The following is a 21,829-nucleotide window of genomic DNA, read 5'->3' as shown; positions in this document are numbered from 1 at the left end:
CACAATATCAAAAATCCCAAACTCCAGTGTTTTAACCGGTATTTGGGATTTTTAATTTAATAATTCCACCTCAGCATTAGGATTAAAAAGATAGGTCTTTCCTGAGCTGATTTCGATGCATTCAAATCGTTTTGTTCGTACCGCCAGTTTCTTGAATACTTTTCCATTCTGAATTCGGAATACACTTCCGTATGGAATCTCAAAAACGTAATTTTTATCGTTTTGCTTGTCGTATTGTTTCAAAGCCAAAGACAATGTTGTATCGGTATCACTACTCGCTGTAGGGTTCTTAAAATGCCTTGCGAGTAAGGGTAATAATTGTCCTGGGAAAATCTCCGGACGAATGTAGGGCACCATCAAACGCTGAAAAGAATATTTCCACTCCTCTCCATGTGGTTTAATATTTCGTCCGTACTTCTCAAATGCTACCAAATGCGCAATTTCATGAATTAACGTGATCAAAAAACGATACTTGTTTAAGCTCGAATTTACTGTTATTTCATGTTTCCCGGTCGGTCCTTTTCTGTAATCACCATGACGCGTCTGACGCTCATTTACGATTTTCAGATGCACCTGATTCGCAACAATCAACTCAAAAACAGGTCTGACTGCATGCTCCGGAATATATTTGGCTAAAGTTTCGTTCATTAAAACAAAAATAGTATTTTTATTCCTAATTCTCCAAAACCAAGCGCTATAACCTATGCAAAACGCCATCACTGATTATTATCAGGAATTAGCTCCAAACTACGACGAAAACCGTTTTAATAATACCTACGGACTTTTTATAGACAAACAAGAACGTTCATTTTTAGAATCGCTGTATCTGGATAGCAGCAAAACGGTAGATCTTGGCTGTGGAACGGGGCGTTTTTTAAATTTTGCTGGATACGGAATCGACATAAGCTCGAACATGATTGCACAATCAAAACAAAAATATCCTGAGAAAAACATTCAACTAGGATCGTTATCTCAAGTTCCTTTCGAAAACCAGTTTTTTCAAAATGCTTTTTGCTTTCATGTCATTATGCACTTGGATAAAAAAGAAACGGCTGCATTTTTAAACGAAGCACATCGAATTTTAGAAAAAAACGGAAAGCTAATTTTTGATTTTCCATCTGAAAAAAGAAGAAAACTAACCGCTCATAAATCTGAAAACTGGCATGCTGCCAATGAACTTTCAGTAAACGAAATCGTCGCCTTAGCCAAAGACAATTGGAATTTAAAAAAACAAAGAGGTATTCTCTTTTTCCCCATTCATCGTATTCCTAAAAAGTTAAGAAAGCTTTTTATTCCGATTGACAATTTACTTTGCCGATCTTTCCTGAAACATTACGCTTCGTACATCATTCTTGTTTTAGAGAAAAAATGATAGTAAAATACCTGCTTCCGGATACAATTAAATTGCAAGTAAAACTTGTGATAAGGTCTTTCAAAGGTTTAAAGTACAATTTTGCTCATACGAAAAAGGATGTTAACGATTTTGAATGTACGATCTCAACTTTACAGGAAATAAAGAAAGGAAAGTTTTTCGAAAACAAAACGCATAATATCTTTACAGCCTCTCAAAAAATAGAGAATATTGTTATTTACCCTAATCAGGTGTTTTCGTTCTGGAGAATCATTGGTAACCCGAATCGTAAAGACACGTTCAAAATGGGCAGAAATATTGTAAACGGCAAAATCTCTGAAGAAAAAGCAGGTGGTATTTGTCAGCTTTCGAGTATTATTTACGTTACAGCATTAAAAGCAAATCTCAAAATAATAGAACGCCACAATCATTCTGTTGATATTTACACTGAAGAAGAAAGATTTACACCACTTGGTGCAGATGCAACTGTTGTGTATGGAAACAAAGATTTAATTTTTCAGAATAATTTAAACTTTCCAATACGCTTTACTTTTTCCTATAATTCAAATTACATTACTTGTAAATTAGAAAGTAAAAATCATATACAGGAAAGTACTTTAGAATTCAGGCGAGAATATTTAAAAGATAAAATTAAAGTCGATACATTGGTAAATAATAATGTACAATATCAATCGTCTTATAAGCTAATCTCGCCTGAATAATAATTCATAATTCATAACTAATAATTAACTTTAAGGATTAGTCGAAGAGACTTCTAAAACCTTTCCGTTGAAATATTTATTCCCGTTAAGAGTAAAATCATAAATGTAAGTTGCCATTCCGTCTGCAGAAATTGGTGCCTGATAACCTGGGAAAGCTTCCTCAAGCATTTCCGTTTGTACAGATCCTAAAGCCAAAACGTTAAACGAAATTCCTTTCTCTTTATATTCCTCTGCTAATAACTCTGTCAAAGTAATTACAGCACCTTTACTAGAACTGTAAGCAGCTAATCCGGCAAATTTAAGACTTCCTCTTACGCCACCAATAGAACTAATGGTTACAACATGGCTTCCGCTTTGAAGATAAGGCAGGCAAAGTCGCGTAAGATTGGCAACAGCAAAAACATTTACTTTGTAAATACGTTCAAAATCAGCTTGGGTAGTTTCTGCGAAAGGCTTTAATAATAATGCTCCGGCATTGTGTACTACGGCATCGACTTTTTTCCATGTAGAAGAAAGAAAATCATCTACAACCTGCAAAGCAGATTCGTCTGCCAAATCAACTGAAAGGCAGGTAACATTAGGATGTTGTAAAAGGGTTTGCGGTATATTTCTTGAAATTGCCAAAACATTATGACCGGCATTTGCAAATTGCAATGTCAATTCATAACCTATTCCCCTACTCGTTCCGGTAACAATAATATTTTTCATGTCACAAAAATAAACAAATCAAACAAAAAGACCTGTTATTTACTCATCGTAATTTCCTCTGTTGGCGAACTTGCCATTTTAGTTACTGCTGGTAAAAATTCCTGTATAAATGATGTCATAAACGGAATATCCATCAATTTAAATTCATCCGAAACATGATGGTAAAAATCAAAATTTTCAAAATCAAAAGTACTTACTGATTGACAAGGCTTATTGAAGGTTTCAAAAAATGGGTGATTGTCTGAACGGAAAAACAATTGATATTCTGCTTCTTTTGGCAGGAAACCAATAGTTTTCTTTCCTGTATACTCGTTTATTTTTCCCGCCATATTCGATTTATCAAACCCGGTAATGTAGGCTAAATAATCACGTTTCATAGGAACACCGATCATTTCAATATTTAATTGAGCGTATAATTTAAAACCCTGCGCCTTCAATTTCTTAACCAAACTTTTAGAACCCAAAAGCCCTTTTTCTTCACCTGCGAAAAACACAAACAAAACGCTTCTTTTGTTCGATTTTGTTTCGCTAAAATACTTCGCCATTTCAGCAACAGCTGTTACTCCCGATGCATCGTCGTTGGCACCATTATTAATCATGTCGTCCTGTTTCTTTTTTTCCAGTCCAATATGGTCATAATGCGCACTCAGAACAATAAATTCCTTTTTAAGTTCAGGATCTGTACCTTCTAAAACGCCAACAATATTAAAAGCAGGTGTTTTAAAATTAGTTAGTGTATCGCGGTAGGTTTTAAAATAAGGTTTAACATTATTCTTTTTAAAAAATTCTTCTAAAAACACTGCTGCTTTTTCAATTCCTTTTGTTCCCGTTTCACGTCCTTCTAATTCATCAGAAGAAAGATATTTTAAAAAATCTGATACTTCAGCTTCTTTAACTTTATAACTAATTTCAATAGATTTTGAATCTGATTGCGCTGTTTTTTCATTTACAGCAGTTGTAGTTGATTTGCAGGCAAACAAAGCAAACGGAAGAAGAAAATATAGGTTTTTCATAAATAGAGGTTTAGACAAACCTCAGAAATTACCTCTCCAAAGTTGACGTTTTAAAATATTTTTTATACACTTTAAATACCTGGATAATTCCTAAAACGATAAAGAATAACGGAATAAAAACAGGTAATAGTAACTTTGAAAATTGATTTGTTTTTTGAAAAACAGTTTGTAATACAACGATCAAACTTAACATTCCTAAAAAAACACCTATCAAAGTGCCTGCAATATAATAATATTTTAACTCCCTTTCAATGGTAATATATTTTCCGTTCAGTAAATATAAATTCCAGCTCGTCCAAAAGGGTAATTGTAAAAAATTAAATCCATTTAAAATCACACCAATTATAAAAGGCGAATACATTAAATAATCTTGTAAATAATTTTGCGATTTTGCTGTTTGATTAAAATTAAGATAAAAAACATAAGCTAATGCAAACATAAAGATGACTGAAAAAAAGTCAATTAATTTCATTAATTTTTTATTATTTACGAGCTGTTTCGCAAAAAGCAATGTAAAATAAATCACAAAGGATTCGACAAAAACAACACCACACAAAAAGAAAATCAAATTATAAAGTCCTGATTTGACGTAAATCTCAAGTCCAACTAAATTTAAATATCCAAGCGGAATTGATCCCAGAAAACTTACCACAAATCCAACCGAGATATTTTTTAAGATCTTCATTACTAAAAATTCATGATTTTACTGTTCTGCGCCAAATGCAATTTGTATTCTCGCATACCTACTTTGTAATCTAAATACGGAACTCCCATTTTGTGGTTTTCAACACTAATCTCATACATATAAGTGATGTGTCGTGCGAGTTCTTTCCAGGCAAACCAAACCGAATGCTTTGGATCATAAATATGTGTAGGTTCACTTGCAGCTCCGTTTAATTCTACAATCTGAAAATTCTTTCCTCGTTCTAATTCTTCAAAAGTATTGTACATGATATCGAAACGTCCAAAATAGAATTCTGGAATCTGAGCAGCAACTTCATTCATCATTGCAGTTAGTTGCGGAGTAATCCAGTGACTTCCATCCAGAAATTTTGCACCTCGCGCATGATTTCCAAACGGAACCAAATTCAATGCTTCATCTTTCTCTAGAATCTGACTTAACTGATCGCCATATTCTTCTTTTAAAACATCAAATTGCAACTCAAATCTTGGTGTTTGTTTGATTAAATCCTCAATAGTTGATTCTCCATCACCCATAACAATCAAAAATTCCTTGGCAACAATTCCGGTAATTTTTCCGCTTTTTTGATGAGGATGACGTACATAAAAAATACCAACCTCATTTTTAAACGGAATTAGATCTTGTATTAAAAAATCAAAATTTGCCTTTTTAGCATATTCTTCCAATTCAGAAACCGTCTTTATCTTTTTCACACCAGAACCTCGTAAACCTATATCCGGTTTTGCTATTAATGGAAAATGAATTTGCTTTTCTATTACCTCATCAATTATTTCTTTTGAGTCCGTATTTTCTTTAATTAAAATGGTTTTAGGATAATATATTTGAGGAAGCAAATCGTAAATCTGTTTTTTGCTTTCCATCATGAATCCTCCGTTTTTAATTTTCGGATTAGAAGCATTAAAGAAAAAAATCGAACGGGTTCTCATCGCATAATACGCCCAAAGAAAATAAATAGGAACATACAAAACCTGAAAAGGCCAATATTCCCAGTTGGTTACTTTATGAATAAATAATTTCATCTGCTATTTTTTTAAATACGAATAAAAGCGGTCGAAAAATCTTCTGTTTTCACTAAATCATAATATTTCATAACACCTTTATTTTGTTCGATTACAGTTTGTGTTACGCTTAATGTTTTCATTGTATCTTCTCTATTAATGATTAAACCATTTTGAGCATCATCACTTTGTGTATTTCTATGAAAGTAAAGCATATCTTCGGATGAGATTTCATTTCTATCTTTCAGAAAATCAAAGAACCAATCTGATCGTTTATTTCTAACTTCTTCCGGATACAAGGTAACTGATGACCAAATGTGATTTTTAGATTCGTCCAGTTCTGTCGTTCTCTTTTCAAAACCATCCCAAATCAATTCGTATAATTTCTGTTCCTGATATAAAACTAAAGTAAACGGTTCAATATTATCAAGATCAATTATTTTCCAAAAATCCTTTGGTGAGTCATGAGCTGCAATATCCAAAACAATTAGTCCGCGGCTTTTTCGATACGGAAGTACTTGATCATGTTTTTTAATCCCGCCATTTAATAATACTATAACTATTCCGTTTTCATTTACAGCAAACCAGGTGCCTCCGGCTTTAGCATCTTTTGGATAAATGATATTTGTTTTATTGTAAACGTAATTTTTTGGCGCAATAGCGCTTGGACGAATTATTTTTTCATCCCGGTTCGAAGTAATAATTGCAACTCCATTATTATTTACAAAACTTACTGTGCACATTGTTTTCTATAGGCTATAGTGGAGCGCGCTACACCAAAATTTTCATCAATAAAAACATTCTCGCATTGCAGAACTGCCACTTTAATAAGCGCCTGGTGATGAATACAATGTTCCAGATTATAAAGCAATTCTCTGTAATAATTACTTTGAATATTGAAGGAAAGTCCATCAATTTCCTGCTGAAGGTAAATTGTTTTGTTCTCACTTTTTAATCCTTCTTTAATTTTTTCTATGCAAGTCATAGCGAATTTAGTATCGGTTTGAATTCGATGGTTTCTTTCCCGATCATCGTAATTTAAAATGCCGGAATCATAACTTTTTTCAAGACATTGAAATAGTTCGAGAATGTGTCTTGTATGTTCGCCAATAGTAGCGTTACTTAAAGATCCGCAAGATTTTGAATATTCTTTATCAGATAATTGATGCAATAAATCTATTAACTCATTTAAACTGTGATGTATTGATTTTAATAACATAACTTTTAATTTAGAAGGTTAGATAATAATTTACTTTTATTGAAATAAAGCAATCCTAAACTGCACAATAGCGTAACAAGTGCCAAAATAAACAATGTTCCACCGTCATTTTTAACTTCTATTCCCAAAACAAATACATGCGATAAGACCGCCCCTATCATAACACCGGCAGCAGCAAGAGCTCCCATCCAAGTCGTTTTAGGTATCAGAATCAAAATTGCGGCGATCAATTCAATTATACCGGAACCAATTCTTCCGTAAGGTTCAACTCCTAAACTAGAAAAAATATAAATACTTTCTTCTGCTCCACTGAACTTAAAATACAAGGTTTGTAATAAAATAACTGAAGCCGTTAATCTAAGAATCCATATTAAAATTTCTTTTTTCATGATTTCAGTTATTTATATATATTTTTCCAATTGTTGTCTGCTTTTGCTTTTAAATTGCTTTCCTCTTTATTCCAGCTTTTTAGCGTATTATTAAAATAAGCGTTGTAAAAGAGGAACAATTTACCATCGACAACTTTGAAGGTTTCCGGATTTATTTCCACTTTATCATTGGCTTTTCCCATTGCATACGCACACCATCCTCCGTATTGAGGTTCGTATTTTGATGGGTTTTTCAAAAAATAATTCTTATTTTCTACGGATGAAAATTGATATATCACACCCCGATACATCACCGCAAGTTCTTTTTTGCCTTTGATTGCTTTTCCTTGATTAAAATAGCCAATGGGATCATAACCCTGAATCGCAACTTTGTTTTCTAAATTAAACTGACTAACCCGTTTATCCTCATTTTGTGCAAATAAATTGCCGGAAACGAAAACTAATAAAAGTAATACTAGCTTTTTCATCTTATTTTATTTTAAGTTTTTTAATACTGAAACAAGTAATTCAGGCATAATACGATGCTTAAAATTAGGCGCTATATATTCAAAAAGTATATTGCTGTCAGAATTCACAACAAAAATAGATGGAACAGGTAAAAAACCTTTATTACTACCTTTAGAATTTACTTTAAGTATGCTTTTGTATTTTTCAGGGGCTTTAAAAGCAATACCAGCCGCTTTCATCAATTCTCCTGTTGAATCAGAAAGTAAGGTGTATTTCACTTTTTCTTTTTCTGCTGTAATTTTTAAATTTTCAGGAGCATCCGGACTTACCGCAATGACTTGATAACCTAACTCCAAAATTTGTTTTTCGGCTTCAGCCATTGCCTGCAAATGCGCATTGCAATATGGGCACCAGCCTCCACGATAAAAAACCAGAACTGTTTTTTTATTTTTGAATAAGTCTGAAATGTTTACATCTGTATTGTCAGGTGTTTTCAAAGTAATATTGGGGATCTTTTCTCCTATTAGTAAAGGAGCTATATCTATTGCCGAATTTGCAATTGCATTTTGTGCGTTACCAACTGAAGTAAACGCTAAGCAAAGCATAAAAAGTACTTTCTTCATATTCAATTATTTTACATTATTTCAATGATCAAAATTATTGTAATATGAAAAAGCAAAATGTCAGCTAATTTACACTTAGCCAGAAATAATTATAATTTGGTAATATCGGGAATGATAATTTGTTTTCTGTTGTAGTCTAAAAGTTGATTTGTTTCCATTTCATTCAGCAATTGTGTAGCCGTTTGTCTTGAAGTGCATATAATCTGAGCAATATCATTTTGGGTAAGATAGTTTTCAATAATCACTGTGTTTCCGTTTTTGACTCCCTCTTGTTCTGCCCAGTCTTTTAGGAACTGATACAATCTGGTTTTGGCATCTTTGGAAACTAAATTGGCATAATTATTTTTGATACGCTTCATTTTTAAACCCACAAATTTGGTGTATGAAAGCGCTAATGTTGGATTTCTAAGTAATAAATCCTCAAAATCGGACATTAAAAAACTACAAATAGAAACATCGTCCGAGAGTACTTTGGCATATTCTTCGACTTTATTATCTGTTTCTAAAGTCAATTCTCCAAATAAATCTCCTTTTTGAATAATGTCTTTTATGGTTTCGTTGCCATCATCATCGACAGCAACAATTTTGATATTTCCTTTTTTAAGTAAAAAAATTCGAGGTACATCTGACGATGAAAAATAAATAATTTCTCCTTTTGATGCTTTTTTGAAACCCGTAATAATGCACAATTGCTTGATTTGTGAATAACTCAATATTCTGAACAATTTATGATCTCGTAAGTACCAATATTTTAAATCTTCGTACATAAAATAAGTTTCTATTTGTAAATGTAGTAATTTTAGCTCATAAATAAAAAACCCTTTCATCGCAGAAAGCCTGAAAGGGTTTATAAATATTTTTTCCAAAGAAAATTATCCTGCGATAACCGATCTTGAAATTACAATTTTCTGAATTTCAGACGTTCCTTCATAAATCTGTGTAATTTTTGCATCACGCATAAAACGCTCTACATGGTACTCTTTTACATAACCATTACCTCCATGAATCTGAACTGCTTCTACAGCGGTGTCCATTGCTACCTGCGAAGCAAATAATTTTGCCATTGCTCCACTCACATCATAATTTTTATGTTGGTCTTTGTCCCAGGCAGCTTTCATACATAAATGACGTGCTGCTTCGATATTAACGGCCATATCTGCTAATTTAAAAGCAATTGCCTGATGATTGCAAATTTCAGTTCCAAAAGCTTTACGTTCTTTCGAATATTTCAACGCCAGTTCATAAGCACCTGATGCGATTCCTAAAGCCTGAGAAGCAATTCCGATACGTCCTCCGGCAAGTGTTTTCATAGCAAACTTAAATCCAAATCCGTCCTCACCAATTCTGTTTTCTTTAGGAACTTTTACATCACTAAACATTAGCGAATGCGTATCAGAACCGCGGATTCCCATTTTTTGTTCTTTTGGTCCAACAGAAAATCCCGGCATATCTTTAGTCATAATCAACGCATTAATCCCTTTGTGTTTTAACTCTGGATTGGTTTGCGCAATTACCAAATATACAGAAGCTGTATTTCCGTTGGTAATCCAGTTTTTTGTACCGTTTACCAAATAATGGTCTCCCATATCTTTTGCGGTAGTTTTTTGCGAAGTCGCATCACTTCCTGCTTCTGGTTCGCTTAAGCAAAAAGCACCGTGAATTTCACCAGAAGCTAAACCCGGTAAATATTTTTGTTTTTGTTCTTCCGTTCCAAATTCCTGTAAACCCCAACAAACTAAAGAATTATTTACAGACATTACTACTGAAGCCGATGCATCTACTTTTGAGATTTCTTCCATTGCAATAACATACGAAATAGCATCTAACCCGCTTCCTCCGTATTTAGGATCAACCATCATTCCCATGAATCCGAGTTGTCCCATTTTTTTTACTTGTTCTGTTGGAAAAATTTGCTTTTCGTCACGCTCGATTACACCAGGCAAAAGTTCGTTTTGAGCAAAATCTCTCGCAGCTTGCTGAATCATTAAATGTTCTTCGGTAAGATTAAAATCCATAGTTCTTTTTATTTATTGTTTTTTCAAAACCATTATCGATAAAAAATCGTTTATAGTTATGTTGGTTTTTTATTTTTTTTTATTGTTTTTGATGTTTTGTAACGCTTTCAAAGATAATTTTTAAATGCGAAATTAACAATGCATGCATATAAAATTAAAAGATCAGCAACGATTGCGATAACGTTTTCGTAATAATTGGCATTTTTAAACTTAATCACATGAATTTAGCAATATTTTATTTAAAATTTAAGAATTAAAATGTTGTCAAAAATGGAGAAAATCTCAAAAAACAGAATATTATGCAACTGCGAATATGTAAATAAATTGTAAAACACGCAAAACTACGTAAACCTAGTCTTATTAATTTGATTGTTAAATAAATACGACGCTAAATTAAAAAATTACAGCAAAAAAAACATTCAGAAAAACATCTTTATATTAAGAAATTAACATTATTTTTGCCCAAAAAATATAATATCTACAAAACATGAAAAAAATTTTATTAATAATTACACTCCTTTTGAGTCTGCAAATGTCCACGGTTTCTGCTCAGACTCATATAGATGTTAATGGCGTAAATGTGCCACGGAAAGTTGATTTCCAAGGTAAATCTTTGCAATTAAATGGTGCTGGCGGAAGATCCAAAATGTGGTTAGAAGTTTACGTTCAGGCATTATATTTATCGCAGTTAAGTCAGGATCCGGCTTTTATAATGGACAGTGATACTGAAATGGCAATTCGAATCGAAATTACCTCAGCTTTGGTTTCTTCCAATAAATTAACCAAAGCAATAAATGCAGGTTTCGAAAAATCTGCAGGAAGTAATATTGCAGAATTAAGACCAAGAATAGAAGAACTTAAAAACTATTTGAGTGACGAAATAAAGGAGAAAGATGTTTTTTTACTAGCATACAATCCTTATGACCAAACAATCAATGTTATCAAGAATCAGGTTGTGAAAGGAAAAATTTCAGGATTTGACTTTAAAAAAGCATTATTCGGAATCTGGCTTTCAGACAAACCGGTTGACGAAACATTGAAAAAACATTTATTAGGAATATAATTCAACTTGTATTGATTCTACATTTTAAGCCGAAAATCGTATGTTTTCGGCTTTCTTTTTTTTGTTAATTAAAATTGACTAAAAATACATTATTCGCATTATTCTATTTTATACTTTTACAAAAAACAAACATATCCTAACAAAATGAAAGATTTATTACAACAATTTGAAAATAAAGAACCAGAGATTGTTTTTAACTGGAAAGATTCTGAGACCGAAGCTGAAGGATGGACCGTAATCAATTCTCTTCGTGGAGGAGCTGCCGGTGGTGGAACCAGAATGAGAAAAGGCCTGGATATGAACGAGGTTTTATCATTGGCAAAAACAATGGAAGTTAAATTCTCTGTTTCCGGACCTGCAATTGGTGGTGCTAAATCAGGAATTAATTTTGACCCGAACGATCCCCGCAAAAAAGGCGTTTTACAACGTTGGTATAAAGCGGTTTCTCCTTTATTAAAAAGTTATTACGGAACGGGTGGTGATTTAAATGTTGATGAAATTCATGAAGTTATTCCAATGACGGAAGAATGTGGTGTATGGCATCCGCAAGAAGGTGTTTTCAACGGTCACTTCAAACCTACAGAAGCTGATAAAATTAACAGAATTGGTCAATTGCGTCAAGGTGTTATCAAAGTAATCGAAAATCCTCAATTTTCACCAGATGTAACCAGAAAATATACTGTTGCCGACATGATTACAGGTTATGGCGTTGCCGAAGCTGTTCGTCATTTTTACCAAACATATGGCGGTGATGTAAAAGGAAAAAAAGCAATTGTACAAGGTTTTGGAAACGTAGGATCTGCTGCCGCTTTTTACCTTGCTGAAATGGGCGCTAAAGTTGTAGGTATCATCGATCGCGATGGTGGGCTTATAAACGAAAACGGTTTTACTTTTGAAGAAATCAGAACTTTATTTTTAAATAAAGACGGAAATAAATTAGTAGCTGACAACATGATTCCGTTTGAAGAAATCAATTCTAAAATCTGGACTATTGGTGCTGAAATTTTTACTCCTTGTGCGGCGTCAAGATTGGTAACACAAAACCAAATCGACAGTTTAATTGCGAACGGATTAGAAGTAATTTCTTGTGGAGCGAATGTTCCTTTTGCTGATAAAGAAATTTTCTTTGGATCGATCATGGAAGAAGTAGACCGCAAAGTAAGTTTGATTCCTGACTTTATCTCAAACTGTGGAATGGCACGTGTTTTTGCTTATTTCATGGAGAAAAAAGTACAAATGACGGATGAGGCTATTTTTAATGATACATCTGAGATTATTAAAAATGCTATCGTAAAAGCACATGCTTTAAATTCATCTAAAACAAATATTAGTGCGACTGCTTTTGAAATTGCATTGAAACAGTTAGTATAATTTTACATACCTATTCATTAGCGAGCCTTACTGCAATTTGGCTCGCTTTTTTTATACCCTTTAATGATGTTTATCTGTGACGGTTAAATTCTTTACACCACTTTGATTGTAAACAATTTTTAGTACTTTTAAACGTTTTTACAATATACAATTACAAAATTCAGAATCTAAATGACTTCTATCGATTCTTATAACAAAAAGAAATCCCTATTCATCACTACAGCAGTATATGGTGCGTTTTTGCTCTTGCTGTTTTTTATCCGATTTTGGCCTCCTTACAATCCCGAAAATAATGCAGCGCTTGCTGAAGGCGGTGGTGGCGGTGGCGTTACTGTAAATTTTGGAGATAGTGATTTGGGTTCGGGAGCGAATTATAAAAGTGAAGTTTTAGAAGTGAAAAATCAAGCTAAGCAAACTCCTTCAAAAGCGGCAACACCGGAAGAAGCCACTATAACACAAGAAAACAGTGCAACAGACGATGATGATGTTGTGATTGCACCGAAAGAAAAGCCTAAAAAACCAACGCAAACCATAAAACCGGAAACTAAACCGGTACCGGAGAAACCAAAAGTTTCTAATTCTACCAATGATGCTTTGTCCAGTATTATGAAAGGATCTAACAAAGGCGGAGATGGTGATGATAAAGTAGCCGGAAATAAAGGTAAAGCCGGTGGAAGTTTAAGCTCCGGTGGTTATTACGGAACAGGTGGTTCCGGAGGAGGAACTGGCGGAGGAAACGGAACAGGCAGCGGTATTGGAACCGGAAGTGGTTACGGCGCCGGAAGCGGTGGTGGAACGGGCGGAGGATCCGGATATTCGCTGGGAAACAGAAAAGCACTTTCTAAACCTGCACCAAAATACAATTGCGATGAATCAGGAAAAGTGGTTGTAGAGGTTACGGTCGATCAAAACGGAAGAACCATTAGCGCTACACCTGGAATAAAAGGAACTACAAACTTAGCAAAGTGTTTGCTTGACCAGGCTAAAATTGCAGCAATGAATACCAAATGGGATGCTGACAGTAACGCTCCTGCAAAACAAGTTGGTAAGATAATTTATAATTTTAGTCTGAATGCGGATTAAGGTTTCGTTTGCGTGAGGGATAGAAGCTAGTTACCGAAGTAACGCGGATAGCCCGACCGGAATAAAAAAATGGGCGAATCAACGTTATGCTGATTAGCCCATTTTTTTATTGTGGTCACGCCCAACTTATTTTACTTTGGACTTGTAGCAATGACAAACTTTAGATTGTTCTTTACTCCTATTTGCAATACATCTACTAAATCCTGCACCTGAAGGTTAAACGGAATTCGTACTACAACTGTTTGCGTTTTGTCTGCTCCTATTTTTGACATTAAACTAGTTTCCAGATTTTCAAAATCAACTGGTTCTTTATCAATGTAGAATTTTTTATCTTCTGTAACCGACAAGCTAATAAGCTGTTTGTTGGTTTTTTCATTCGATTTTGCTTTGGGCAATGTCATCTTAATAACATTTGGATTTGCAAGCGTTGAGATAATAAGAAAAAACAACAGCAAGAAAAACATAATGTCACTCAGGGATGAAGTGGCCACTTCGGCATGAAATCTTCTTTTTCTTTTAATAGACATACCTTATGCTCTTTGAATTATATTGACAAATTCTAATATTTGTTTCTGAATTTTTAAAGCAAAATCATCGATTTTTCCATTCAATAAGTGATATCCACTATAAGCGATGATTCCAACGATTAATCCGGATCCACTACTGATCATTTTCTCGTATAGACCTCCTGAGATGTTTCCGATACTAATATTTTCTGTTACTGATATGCTGTAAAAAATCTTGATAACTCCGGAAATGGTTCCAATAAATCCTAATGTTGGTGCGATACCGGCAATTAGTCCCAAATGTCCTAAACGTCTTTCCATTTCACCAATTTCGATATCGGCTGCACGGTCCATATTAGATTCTATTTCTGCAATTGGTCGTCCGATTACCAAAACTCCTTCTTTTAAAATATTTCCAACGGCTGAATCGCTTCTTTCTACAATTGTTCTGGCGTGTTCTATATTTCCTGAGTTTAATTTATCTCCAATATCCTGCACTAATCTGTTGTCTATTTTTGATGCTTTGCTGATATACAAATAACGCTCAATAATTACGTAAAACGTATAAAACAATAAGATCGCAATGGGAATTAAAAAGAAACCTCCCTTTAAAATAAACCCCAAAACAGAGATCTCCGTATTGGGAGCAATTTTTTCGATAACTACGTTAGATGCGGCGTTTGCGATGGTATCTGTTTGTAATTGAATGAAACTAAACATATATTAATTCGTGTTTTTAATAATTAATTCTAAAAAATATTTGAAATTTGCAATAAAGATAATTTTCATTGTAATATTAAACTAAAAAAAGTGAAAATTATTTCAACTCACAACTTATTTTATCCAAATTAATGAACTATCAAGACACCACAAATTGGATGTTTAATCAATTGCCAATGTATCAATTACAGGGGGCTTCTGCGTACAAAGAAGACCTAACCAATATTAGGTTGCTTTCTGCGCATCTTGGCAATCCTGAGAACGTTTTAAAGTGCATTCACGTAGCGGGAACAAACGGAAAAGGTTCGACCTCGCACATGCTTGCCTCCGTTCTACAGGAAGCCGGATATAAAGTAGGATTATACACATCGCCTCACCTAAAAGATTTTAGAGAAAGAATTAAAATTAATGGCGAAGATATTTCTGAAGATTTTGTTTGTGAGTTCATCGCCGAGCACAAATCTTTTTTTGAAGCCAATGATATGAGTTTTTTCGAAATGTCTGTTGGCCTGGCGTTTGATTATTTTGTTTCAGAAAAAGTAGACATTGCGATTATAGAAGTGGGTCTGGGCGGAAGATTGGACGCGACAAACATTATTACGCCTTTGGTGTCTGTTATTACGAATATCGATTTAGATCACACTCAGTTTTTAGGAAATACAACGCAGGCAATTGCCGGAGAGAAAGCGGGAATTATTAAACAAAACGTTCCGGTTGTTATTGGCGAATATACCGCAGAAACGAAGCCTGTTTTTTTGGCTAAAGCCGAAGAAAAAAGCGCTCCCATTTATTTTGCCTCTGAACTGGTTATAGATGTATTTGCTTCTGACCTAATTGGCGATTATCAGTTTCATAATAAAAAAACAGTTCAGCAAACCATCGCAATACTTAACACACAAAATGAATTTAAAGTTTCGGATGATCAGCTAAAATCGGGATTACTGCATGTTGTTAAAAACACAGGATTGCAAGGAAGATGGCAGCAATTGGGTTCTTCGCCTAAAATAATTTGCGACACCGCTCATAACAAACATGGTTTGACTGTTGTGCTGAACCAGATTCAGAAAGGGACTTTCGAAAAACTGCATATTGTTCTGGGAGTTGTAAACGACAAAGACCTGGATTCTATTTTGCCTCTTTTTCCTAAAAACGCTCAATATTATTTTTGCAGACCTGATTCTTCCCGTGGCTTAGCTACTGAGATTTTACAAAGTGCTGCGAAAACTCATGGTTTATTAGGTGAAAAATACGATTCTGTAGCTGCGGCGTTTCTAGAAGCAAAGAATAATGCTTCTGAAAATGATTTTATTTATGTAGGCGGAAGTACTTTTGTTGTTGCGGAATTGCCTTTATCGTAAAACGCAGAGGTAAATCTAAAAAAAGTCAAAAAAAATAACGTCCCTAACAAATTACATTACAGCGAGATAGCGAAAACATTGAAAAAAAGTTTAATTTTTTTCTGTTTTTTGTTTGCAGAACTCAAAAACAAGCGTATATTTGCACTCGCAATCACGAAATGATAGCGACCTAGTAAAATAGGGCGATTAGCTCAGCTGGTTCAGAGCACCTCGTTTACACCGAGGGGGTCGGGGGTTCGAACCCCTCATCGCCCACCAAAATTTAGAAACCTCCAAAGTCATTTGATTTTGGAGGTTTTTTTTGGTTCGAAAATTACGTGCCATTTTTATATACCACGTTTCATCTATTGGTTTTACAGAGATTTTTGATTCGAATACCTTAAGGTCAAAAAGTTTACGATAAATACAAATAGTTTTTAAACTTAAATTTTAATTTTGATACCTGCATTAACTACAAATCCGTCTAACGGTGCATAGATATCTTTGAAAACGGGATTTGTAATAGTTCCTGTATATATGCTTCCAAATTTGGTTTGCCTAGTGTCTGTAAAGTTTTCGAAATTGGCATAAACTGAAAAATTCTCCCAAAGTCTTTCCGCCATAAAACCAAAAATCCAGTAGTCTCTTCCTGTTGTGCCGTCACTTAATTTTTGAGAACTGTAATAGTATGCTTCTAAACCAGCTTTCCATTTTTCTTCAACTTCGTACATCAAAACATTATTTAATCTGTGTTTAGCTGTTAAAGGGTTTTGAGATTTTACTCCATTAGAATCTATCGATGCATCTGTGTAGGTATAACCTAGAAACAACTTAAAATCTTTATATCCTAATTTCATGTTTGTTTCAGTTCCTTTAGTGTCCAAATATCCGTTTACGTTTACAAACTGATAAATGTTATCAGGAAGAGGGTTTAATATCAAAGGATTATCGACATTGGTGTAGAAAAATAACTGATTCCATGATAAGGAAAGATCTTCTGTAATTTTAGTTTTATAATTTACATCAAAATTAAAACCGTAACTTTTTTCAAGTTTATTAAAATCACTGTTAATAGGAAGAACATTTTGATACTGTATGCGTTCACTTTCTTCAGTAAAAATAGCAGGGGTTTTATAGCCCAAACCTCCTCCAATTCGAGATGTAAACTTAGAACTAATTTTAAATAAAGCCGAAACTCTTGGAAGCAGTGAGAACCCATAATCAATAACATAATCGCCTCTTAGACCTGTTTCTATTTCCAGCCATTCTTTAGCTTTCACGGTATTTTGAAGGAAAGCACCGTATGTAATCTGGTTATAGTTTCTTAAAGGAAAAGAGGCCTGACTATTTTCAGTAAAATTGTCGGTATATAAATTTCCCCCGGCAACCCATTCTGCAATTTCACCATTTTTAGAATAGCTGATTTCAGAAAAGGTACTATTTTGCAAGCCGTCAAAAACGTAATCAGGAATCGTGATAACACGGCTGAAATTGTTAAAACTGTTTTTAATAGTTAAAGATTCTTTCTCATTGAATTTATGAGTTAACGCAAACTGAGTACTTATTCTCTGGGTTTTATTTCTTTCGAAGTAACTGCCAGGATATTTGTTTTCATCTTTAATATAATCAATATTTCCACCTATACGATTTTCAAAGACGGTGTTTATACCAAAATTTAGTTTAGTGTTTTCATTAAAATTTACAAATAGCTTTGGATTAAAATTAAAACGTTCAAATTTCGGAATAGCAGTTAATTGTATATCAGCAGGATCATATGGTGCGTTTCGATCATGGGACGCAAAAACGGTTAATCCAATTTTGTTAAACTGCTGGGAATAAAATCCATTGATATCCAAACCAAGAGCAGAGGTTCCATTAATTAAAAATCGTAGTTCTCTTTCTTCGGTCGGAGTTTTAGACACAAGATTGACCAAACCTGCAATTGCTCCTCCGCCATAAAGAGTAGAAGCAGAACCTTTTATTATTTCAACTTGTTTTAAATCTAATGGAGGAGTCTGGAGTAATCCCAGTCCGCTTGAAGCTCCTGAGTAGATTGGAAATCCATCTTTTAATATTTGGGTATATCGACCATCTAATCCTTGAATCCTGATGGAAGAGTTACCAGAAGTTGCAGAAGTCTGTTGGGTTTGGATTCCAGTACTTTCATTAAGCATCATGCGAATATCGCCTGGTTTCATATTGGCTTTTTCTTCCAATTCTTCCCCAGCAATAAATTCTACTCTAGTCGGAATATTGCTAATTGTTCTTGTTCCTCTGGTTGAAGTAACAATTATTTCTTCCATTTCTTCAGCCTCTTCGTCTTCGCTTTGCAATGCGATTTCTATAAAATTAGCAGTTGAAGGTACTTTAAAAAGTATTCTGTTTGGCACGTAACCTTCTATTGAGATAGACAAGGTATAATTTCCGTTTTTAAGATTTTCAAGAATGATATTACCATCATTGTCAGATTTGAAAATGGAATTTGTTTCTTCAATTTTTGCAGTTGCACCTTTTACAGGTTCATTAGTTACAGCATTGTTTATATGGAATTTGATTGTATTCTGTGCCTGTACAGTGCCAATAGATACTATTGCCACAATTAATAAAATATATTTAAACATTTGTGATTTCTTAAATTAATATAGATAATGAGCCTGCATAATAATAAATTAAGCGGGCTAAAATTGTTTAAATTAAGAAGTTTTAGGAGGTTGCCAAATTTTACAGAAAAAAGAAGAATCTACAAACTTATTGTAACTTAATGTCTGTTGCGCTTCTTCGATAATGAATTCTAATTTTTCAGTGATAATTACAGAATTAGAGTTTATGGTAAAACCCACGCAGGTTCCGCATGAATAAAATGGAGAACATTTTCCATTGCACTCCTTACCGCAGTCATGTGAATCATTCTCGCAATTTTTTTCAACACTACATTTTGAGTGTTTAGTAAATGCAGAACAAGGTACTGTCGAAAGAAGCAGTACAATAAAAGACAATATTGTTACGAGTATTTTCACATAACAAATTTAGATATAAAATTCATTAGTAACTTATTTAGCTATAAGTTTCTTCAAATCCTGCAAAAAATGGTTCGTAAACAGGTTCTTAAGGACCACTATAATTTATAAACCTCCAAAGTCATTTGATTTTGGAGGTTTATTTTGGTTCGAAAGTTACCTTAGAACTTTTAGAATATTCCTCAGTGCCTAAATTCACAGGGATTAGTGATTCGAAGAACTTAAGGTTTAAACAATCGGTTTTTAATTAATCCAAACTTCTTTGTTTCTTAAATCAATTGTAAAAACATAATTACTAATTGCTTCGAAATTGAGAACCCCGTCATAAATTATGTCTCTGACGAAAGGTTTTATTCTAAGTTTTTTTTCACCAATGATAAATTCTGATTCCTGATTTTTTTCATTTTGCACTTTCCAAATTTCAGCACTTTCTTGTGAAAGAAGTAGCGGACCGCTGTTTCCTGAATCAAAAAGAAACCAATAAAGATTTTTGTCCTTTGGTATACCAAAAAATATATTCAGCTCTGATCCTTCCAGACCGTTTGCAAATCTCGTTTTTAAAGGCAATTTTCCTTTTATCTTCTTTTTAGCAGAATTTTTATTTTCGACAATTACAATATTTTTAGAGAGATCAATAGTCAGAACATTTTCCTCAAAGGATTTAAGAGATATTATGCCATCAATTCTTGAAAAATCTTTAGGAAGAATACTCATTAAATCCCAAACACTAACTGTTTTATGAAGTAGTTTTGTTGTTCCTATTGTAAGTGCAATGTCATTTGCTTTTTTTGCCTTAATTATTTCGCCACTCATTCTAAACCCTGTAATACTGCCGTATATTTCTTTATTTAAAGATTTTGCAATCTCCGGAGAAATGAACGTATCAGCGCCACCAGTATCAAAGAGAAAATTATATTTTTTCCCTTCAATGAAAACATCTATTGTTTTCATGTTTTCAACATACGCTTTAAGTTGAATGGTATCTTGCGCAAAACTGGAAATAGCAATGCACGCGAACAGCAGACTAAATACTGTTTTTTTTGTTTTCATAATTCTTTTTGCTTACTCTAAATTTGGTTTTCAGCATTATCCCGTTCAGACAATATTGTCTTTAATTGGAAGCAAATTTGATTTATTATCTGCTGCAAAACGACCGATTTCATGAAGTCGAACCAAATAATCACTAATTTTATCTAATAAATTTTAGAATAAGTTTTTCTATATTCACTAGGTGTCAAAGAAGTATGTTTTTTAAAAGCAGTATTAAATGATGATTTTGAATTAAAACCTACTTTGTACAGAATTTCTAAAGCCGTTAAATCGCTTTTAGAATGATTTTGTAATAATTCCATTGCATTTTCAATACGATATTGATTTACAAAATCAAAAAAACGCATATTCATATTTGAATTAACCAAAATCGATAATTCACGAGCTGGCATATTTATTTGTGAAGCCAAATTTTGCAATGAAAGTGATGGATCTAAATAAGGTTTTTTTTCAATCATATATTTCTTTAGCATTTCAACTTGAAAATTGATAATACTATGGTTATTCTTTTCTTCCTGAATTAAGGTTTTCGGAATATGTGTTTTGGTAAAGCCTTTTACTAATTCTACTTCAGAAGTTATTCCTTTAAAAAATTCTGAATATTTAAGCGATTGTAAAACAAACCAACTTATTGCTATCAATGCAATGATTTCTAAAAAGCCGTTAACAAATATCAAAAGTTGATGATAATCTGTATATCGTAGAATATTTTTAAAAGTCCCGAAATAGTGAACTATTGCAAATACAATTGTTATTTGAAATAGCCATTTATAAACGGAATTAGTAGAAAACGAATTATTTTCGAGATAGATTTTTTTATACTTTTTTAACAACGAAATGATCATTATAACGTATAAAAAATATTGCACTTCAATCATAATTTGAAAAATTATCATTTCAGCAGTTTCGGAATGATGTCTGAAAAAAAATCTTTTATCGAATTCATTTGAATAGATTCTAAAAACTAAAATTAAGTTAAGGACCACAAATGGAATGCAGTGCAGTAAATATTTTGTCTTCAATTGAAAATCTTCATAACAAAGCGACAACACATATACATAAAAGAGGGGGATATTCAATAAAATCATCGTCCATCTAAAAACTTCTATACTTGTGTGAATGGAAATAATAGTGTTGGAAATAAAAGCCCCGCTGGCATCAACAGCAGTAAGAATGAGATACCCTGCAAAAAGTCGATTCGATAGTTTTTTATTGGAATCGGCTGTCAATAAAAATATAATAAGAAGAAATAAAATAAATACAGAAATTATTGCGATGGTCTTTTGAAAATTGAAACTATCCATTTAAGCAATTTTATTTTTTTACTCTCTTAATTTTTATATTACGACTAAAAATAGTCATTTCTGACAGGCTAAGATATGAAAATATCTCTTAATCAATTTTACTTAAAACTACTTGCTTGAAAGCTTCTTCAAATCCTGCAAAAAATGGTTCGTAAACAGGTTCGTAAGGACCACAAAATTACAAAAACTC

General features: G+C 33.2%; 24 protein-coding genes and 1 tRNA gene. 7 read left to right on the top strand and 18 right to left on the bottom strand.

All coding sequences use genetic code 11. The features are described from left to right. Positions 1-51: 51 nt before the first annotated feature. A complete protein-coding gene (locus tag B0A66_RS09960) occupies positions 52-648 on the bottom strand; it encodes a SprT-like domain-containing protein (RefSeq protein WP_089049713.1) in 597 nt (198 codons plus the stop codon). A gap of 55 nt (positions 649-703) precedes the next feature. Here B0A66_RS09960 and B0A66_RS09955 point away from each other — a divergent pair, with 55 nt between their 5' ends. Beyond that, on the top strand, positions 704-1,372 hold the full coding sequence (locus tag B0A66_RS09955; RefSeq protein ID WP_089049712.1) for a class I SAM-dependent methyltransferase: 669 nt from the start codon (positions 704-706) through the stop codon (positions 1,370-1,372). Next, positions 1,369-2,073, top strand: a complete 705-nt coding sequence (locus tag B0A66_RS09950) for a VanW family protein (protein WP_089049711.1) — start codon at positions 1,369-1,371, stop codon at positions 2,071-2,073. Before B0A66_RS09955 ends, B0A66_RS09950 begins: the two co-directional genes overlap by 4 nt. 30 nt (positions 2,074-2,103) lie before the next feature. On the opposite strand, the gene B0A66_RS09945 is transcribed toward B0A66_RS09950, so the two are convergent. The 11 genes from B0A66_RS09945 to B0A66_RS09895 all read right to left on the bottom strand — a co-directional run bounded on the left by B0A66_RS09945 (position 2,104) and on the right by B0A66_RS09895 (position 10,188). Further along, complete coding sequence (locus tag B0A66_RS09945; RefSeq protein WP_089049710.1) at positions 2,104-2,781, bottom strand: SDR family NAD(P)-dependent oxidoreductase; 678 nt, start codon at positions 2,779-2,781, stop codon at positions 2,104-2,106. Positions 2,782-2,816: 35 nt separating this feature from the next. Further along, the gene (locus B0A66_RS09940; protein WP_089049709.1) at positions 2,817-3,794 is read right to left on the bottom strand and encodes a M20/M25/M40 family metallo-hydrolase; all 978 of its coding nucleotides are present in this window, start codon (positions 3,792-3,794) and stop codon (positions 2,817-2,819) included. 28 nt (positions 3,795-3,822) lie between these two features. Next, complete coding sequence (locus tag B0A66_RS09935; protein WP_089049708.1) at positions 3,823-4,479, bottom strand: hypothetical protein; 657 nt, start codon at positions 4,477-4,479, stop codon at positions 3,823-3,825. 2 nt (positions 4,480-4,481) lie between these two features. After that, complete coding sequence (locus B0A66_RS09930; RefSeq protein ID WP_089049707.1) at positions 4,482-5,516, bottom strand: ATP-grasp domain-containing protein; 1,035 nt, start codon at positions 5,514-5,516, stop codon at positions 4,482-4,484. An 11-nt stretch (positions 5,517-5,527) separates the two neighbouring features. Continuing rightward, positions 5,528-6,238 carry an NRDE family protein gene (locus B0A66_RS09925; protein WP_089049706.1) on the bottom strand — a complete coding sequence of 237 codons (711 nt, stop codon included), beginning with the start codon at positions 6,236-6,238 and terminating at the stop codon, positions 5,528-5,530. Further along, positions 6,226-6,714, bottom strand: a complete 489-nt coding sequence (locus tag B0A66_RS09920) for a hypothetical protein (RefSeq protein ID WP_089049705.1) — start codon at positions 6,712-6,714, stop codon at positions 6,226-6,228. Before B0A66_RS09920 ends, B0A66_RS09925 begins: the two co-directional genes overlap by 13 nt. A gap of 5 nt (positions 6,715-6,719) precedes the next feature. Continuing rightward, positions 6,720-7,103, bottom strand: a complete 384-nt coding sequence (locus B0A66_RS09915) for a DoxX family membrane protein (RefSeq protein ID WP_089049704.1) — start codon at positions 7,101-7,103, stop codon at positions 6,720-6,722. Between the two features lie 8 nt (positions 7,104-7,111). Continuing rightward, positions 7,112-7,570, bottom strand: a complete 459-nt coding sequence (locus tag B0A66_RS09910; RefSeq protein ID WP_089049703.1) for a YHS domain-containing (seleno)protein — start codon at positions 7,568-7,570, stop codon at positions 7,112-7,114. Positions 7,571-7,576: 6 nt separating this feature from the next. Next, the gene (locus tag B0A66_RS09905) at positions 7,577-8,173 is read right to left on the bottom strand and encodes a peroxiredoxin-like family protein (RefSeq protein WP_089049702.1); all 597 of its coding nucleotides are present in this window, start codon (positions 8,171-8,173) and stop codon (positions 7,577-7,579) included. 89 nt (positions 8,174-8,262) lie between these two features. Continuing rightward, positions 8,263-8,940 carry a Crp/Fnr family transcriptional regulator gene (locus B0A66_RS09900; RefSeq protein WP_089049852.1) on the bottom strand — a complete coding sequence of 226 codons (678 nt, stop codon included), beginning with the start codon at positions 8,938-8,940 and terminating at the stop codon, positions 8,263-8,265. A 105-nt stretch (positions 8,941-9,045) separates the two neighbouring features. Further along, positions 9,046-10,188: an acyl-CoA dehydrogenase gene (locus tag B0A66_RS09895; RefSeq protein ID WP_089049701.1), complete on the bottom strand. Its 1,143-nt coding sequence runs from the start codon at positions 10,186-10,188 to the stop codon at positions 9,046-9,048. 487 nt (positions 10,189-10,675) lie between these two features. Between B0A66_RS09895 and B0A66_RS09890 the strand changes: the two genes are divergently transcribed. The 3 genes from B0A66_RS09890 to B0A66_RS09880 all read left to right on the top strand — a co-directional run bounded on the left by B0A66_RS09890 (position 10,676) and on the right by B0A66_RS09880 (position 13,705). Beyond that, entirely contained in the window at positions 10,676-11,251 is a 576-nt protein-coding gene (locus tag B0A66_RS09890; protein WP_089049700.1) for a chalcone isomerase family protein, read from the top strand. A 144-nt stretch (positions 11,252-11,395) separates the two neighbouring features. Next, entirely contained in the window at positions 11,396-12,622 is a 1,227-nt protein-coding gene (locus B0A66_RS09885) for a Glu/Leu/Phe/Val dehydrogenase dimerization domain-containing protein (protein WP_089049699.1), read from the top strand. A gap of 171 nt (positions 12,623-12,793) precedes the next feature. Next, positions 12,794-13,705 carry a hypothetical protein gene (locus B0A66_RS09880; protein WP_089049698.1) on the top strand — a complete coding sequence of 304 codons (912 nt, stop codon included), beginning with the start codon at positions 12,794-12,796 and terminating at the stop codon, positions 13,703-13,705. A gap of 131 nt (positions 13,706-13,836) precedes the next feature. Here the strand turns inward: B0A66_RS09880 and B0A66_RS09875 are convergent, their stop codons facing one another. After that, on the bottom strand, positions 13,837-14,232 hold the full coding sequence (locus B0A66_RS09875) for an ExbD/TolR family protein (protein WP_089049697.1): 396 nt from the start codon (positions 14,230-14,232) through the stop codon (positions 13,837-13,839). Between the two features lie 3 nt (positions 14,233-14,235). Further along, on the bottom strand, positions 14,236-14,931 hold the full coding sequence (locus tag B0A66_RS09870) for a MotA/TolQ/ExbB proton channel family protein (RefSeq protein WP_089049696.1): 696 nt from the start codon (positions 14,929-14,931) through the stop codon (positions 14,236-14,238). 131 nt (positions 14,932-15,062) lie between these two features. Here B0A66_RS09870 and B0A66_RS09865 point away from each other — a divergent pair, with 131 nt between their 5' ends. After that, complete coding sequence (locus B0A66_RS09865; RefSeq protein WP_089049695.1) at positions 15,063-16,289, top strand: bifunctional folylpolyglutamate synthase/dihydrofolate synthase; 1,227 nt, start codon at positions 15,063-15,065, stop codon at positions 16,287-16,289. A gap of 180 nt (positions 16,290-16,469) precedes the next feature. Continuing rightward, positions 16,470-16,547: transfer RNA gene (locus tag B0A66_RS09860), tRNA-Val, on the top strand. A 164-nt stretch (positions 16,548-16,711) separates the two neighbouring features. Here B0A66_RS09860 and B0A66_RS09855 read toward each other — a convergent pair. The 4 genes from B0A66_RS09855 to B0A66_RS09840 form a co-directional block, all read right to left on the bottom strand. Further along, on the bottom strand, positions 16,712-18,889 hold the full coding sequence (locus B0A66_RS09855) for a TonB-dependent receptor (RefSeq protein WP_089049694.1): 2,178 nt from the start codon (positions 18,887-18,889) through the stop codon (positions 16,712-16,714). 72 nt (positions 18,890-18,961) lie between these two features. Further along, positions 18,962-19,285 (bottom strand): DUF6660 family protein, encoded by a 324-nt coding sequence (locus B0A66_RS09850; RefSeq protein WP_089049693.1) that lies wholly within the window; start codon positions 19,283-19,285, stop codon positions 18,962-18,964. A gap of 243 nt (positions 19,286-19,528) precedes the next feature. Next, positions 19,529-20,236: a retropepsin-like aspartic protease gene (locus tag B0A66_RS09845; protein WP_165766600.1), complete on the bottom strand. Its 708-nt coding sequence runs from the start codon at positions 20,234-20,236 to the stop codon at positions 19,529-19,531. A 242-nt stretch (positions 20,237-20,478) separates the two neighbouring features. Then, positions 20,479-21,639 carry a helix-turn-helix domain-containing protein gene (locus B0A66_RS09840; RefSeq protein ID WP_089049691.1) on the bottom strand — a complete coding sequence of 387 codons (1,161 nt, stop codon included), beginning with the start codon at positions 21,637-21,639 and terminating at the stop codon, positions 20,479-20,481. Positions 21,640-21,829: the final 190 nt, after the last annotated feature.

The organism is Flavobacterium hercynium, assembly GCF_002217285.1.
GTDB classification, from domain to species: Bacteria; Bacteroidota; Bacteroidia; order Flavobacteriales; family Flavobacteriaceae; genus Flavobacterium; species Flavobacterium hercynium.
The sequence above is the reverse complement of the archived record's forward strand: the minus strand, read 5'-3'. Positions and strand labels throughout refer to the sequence as shown.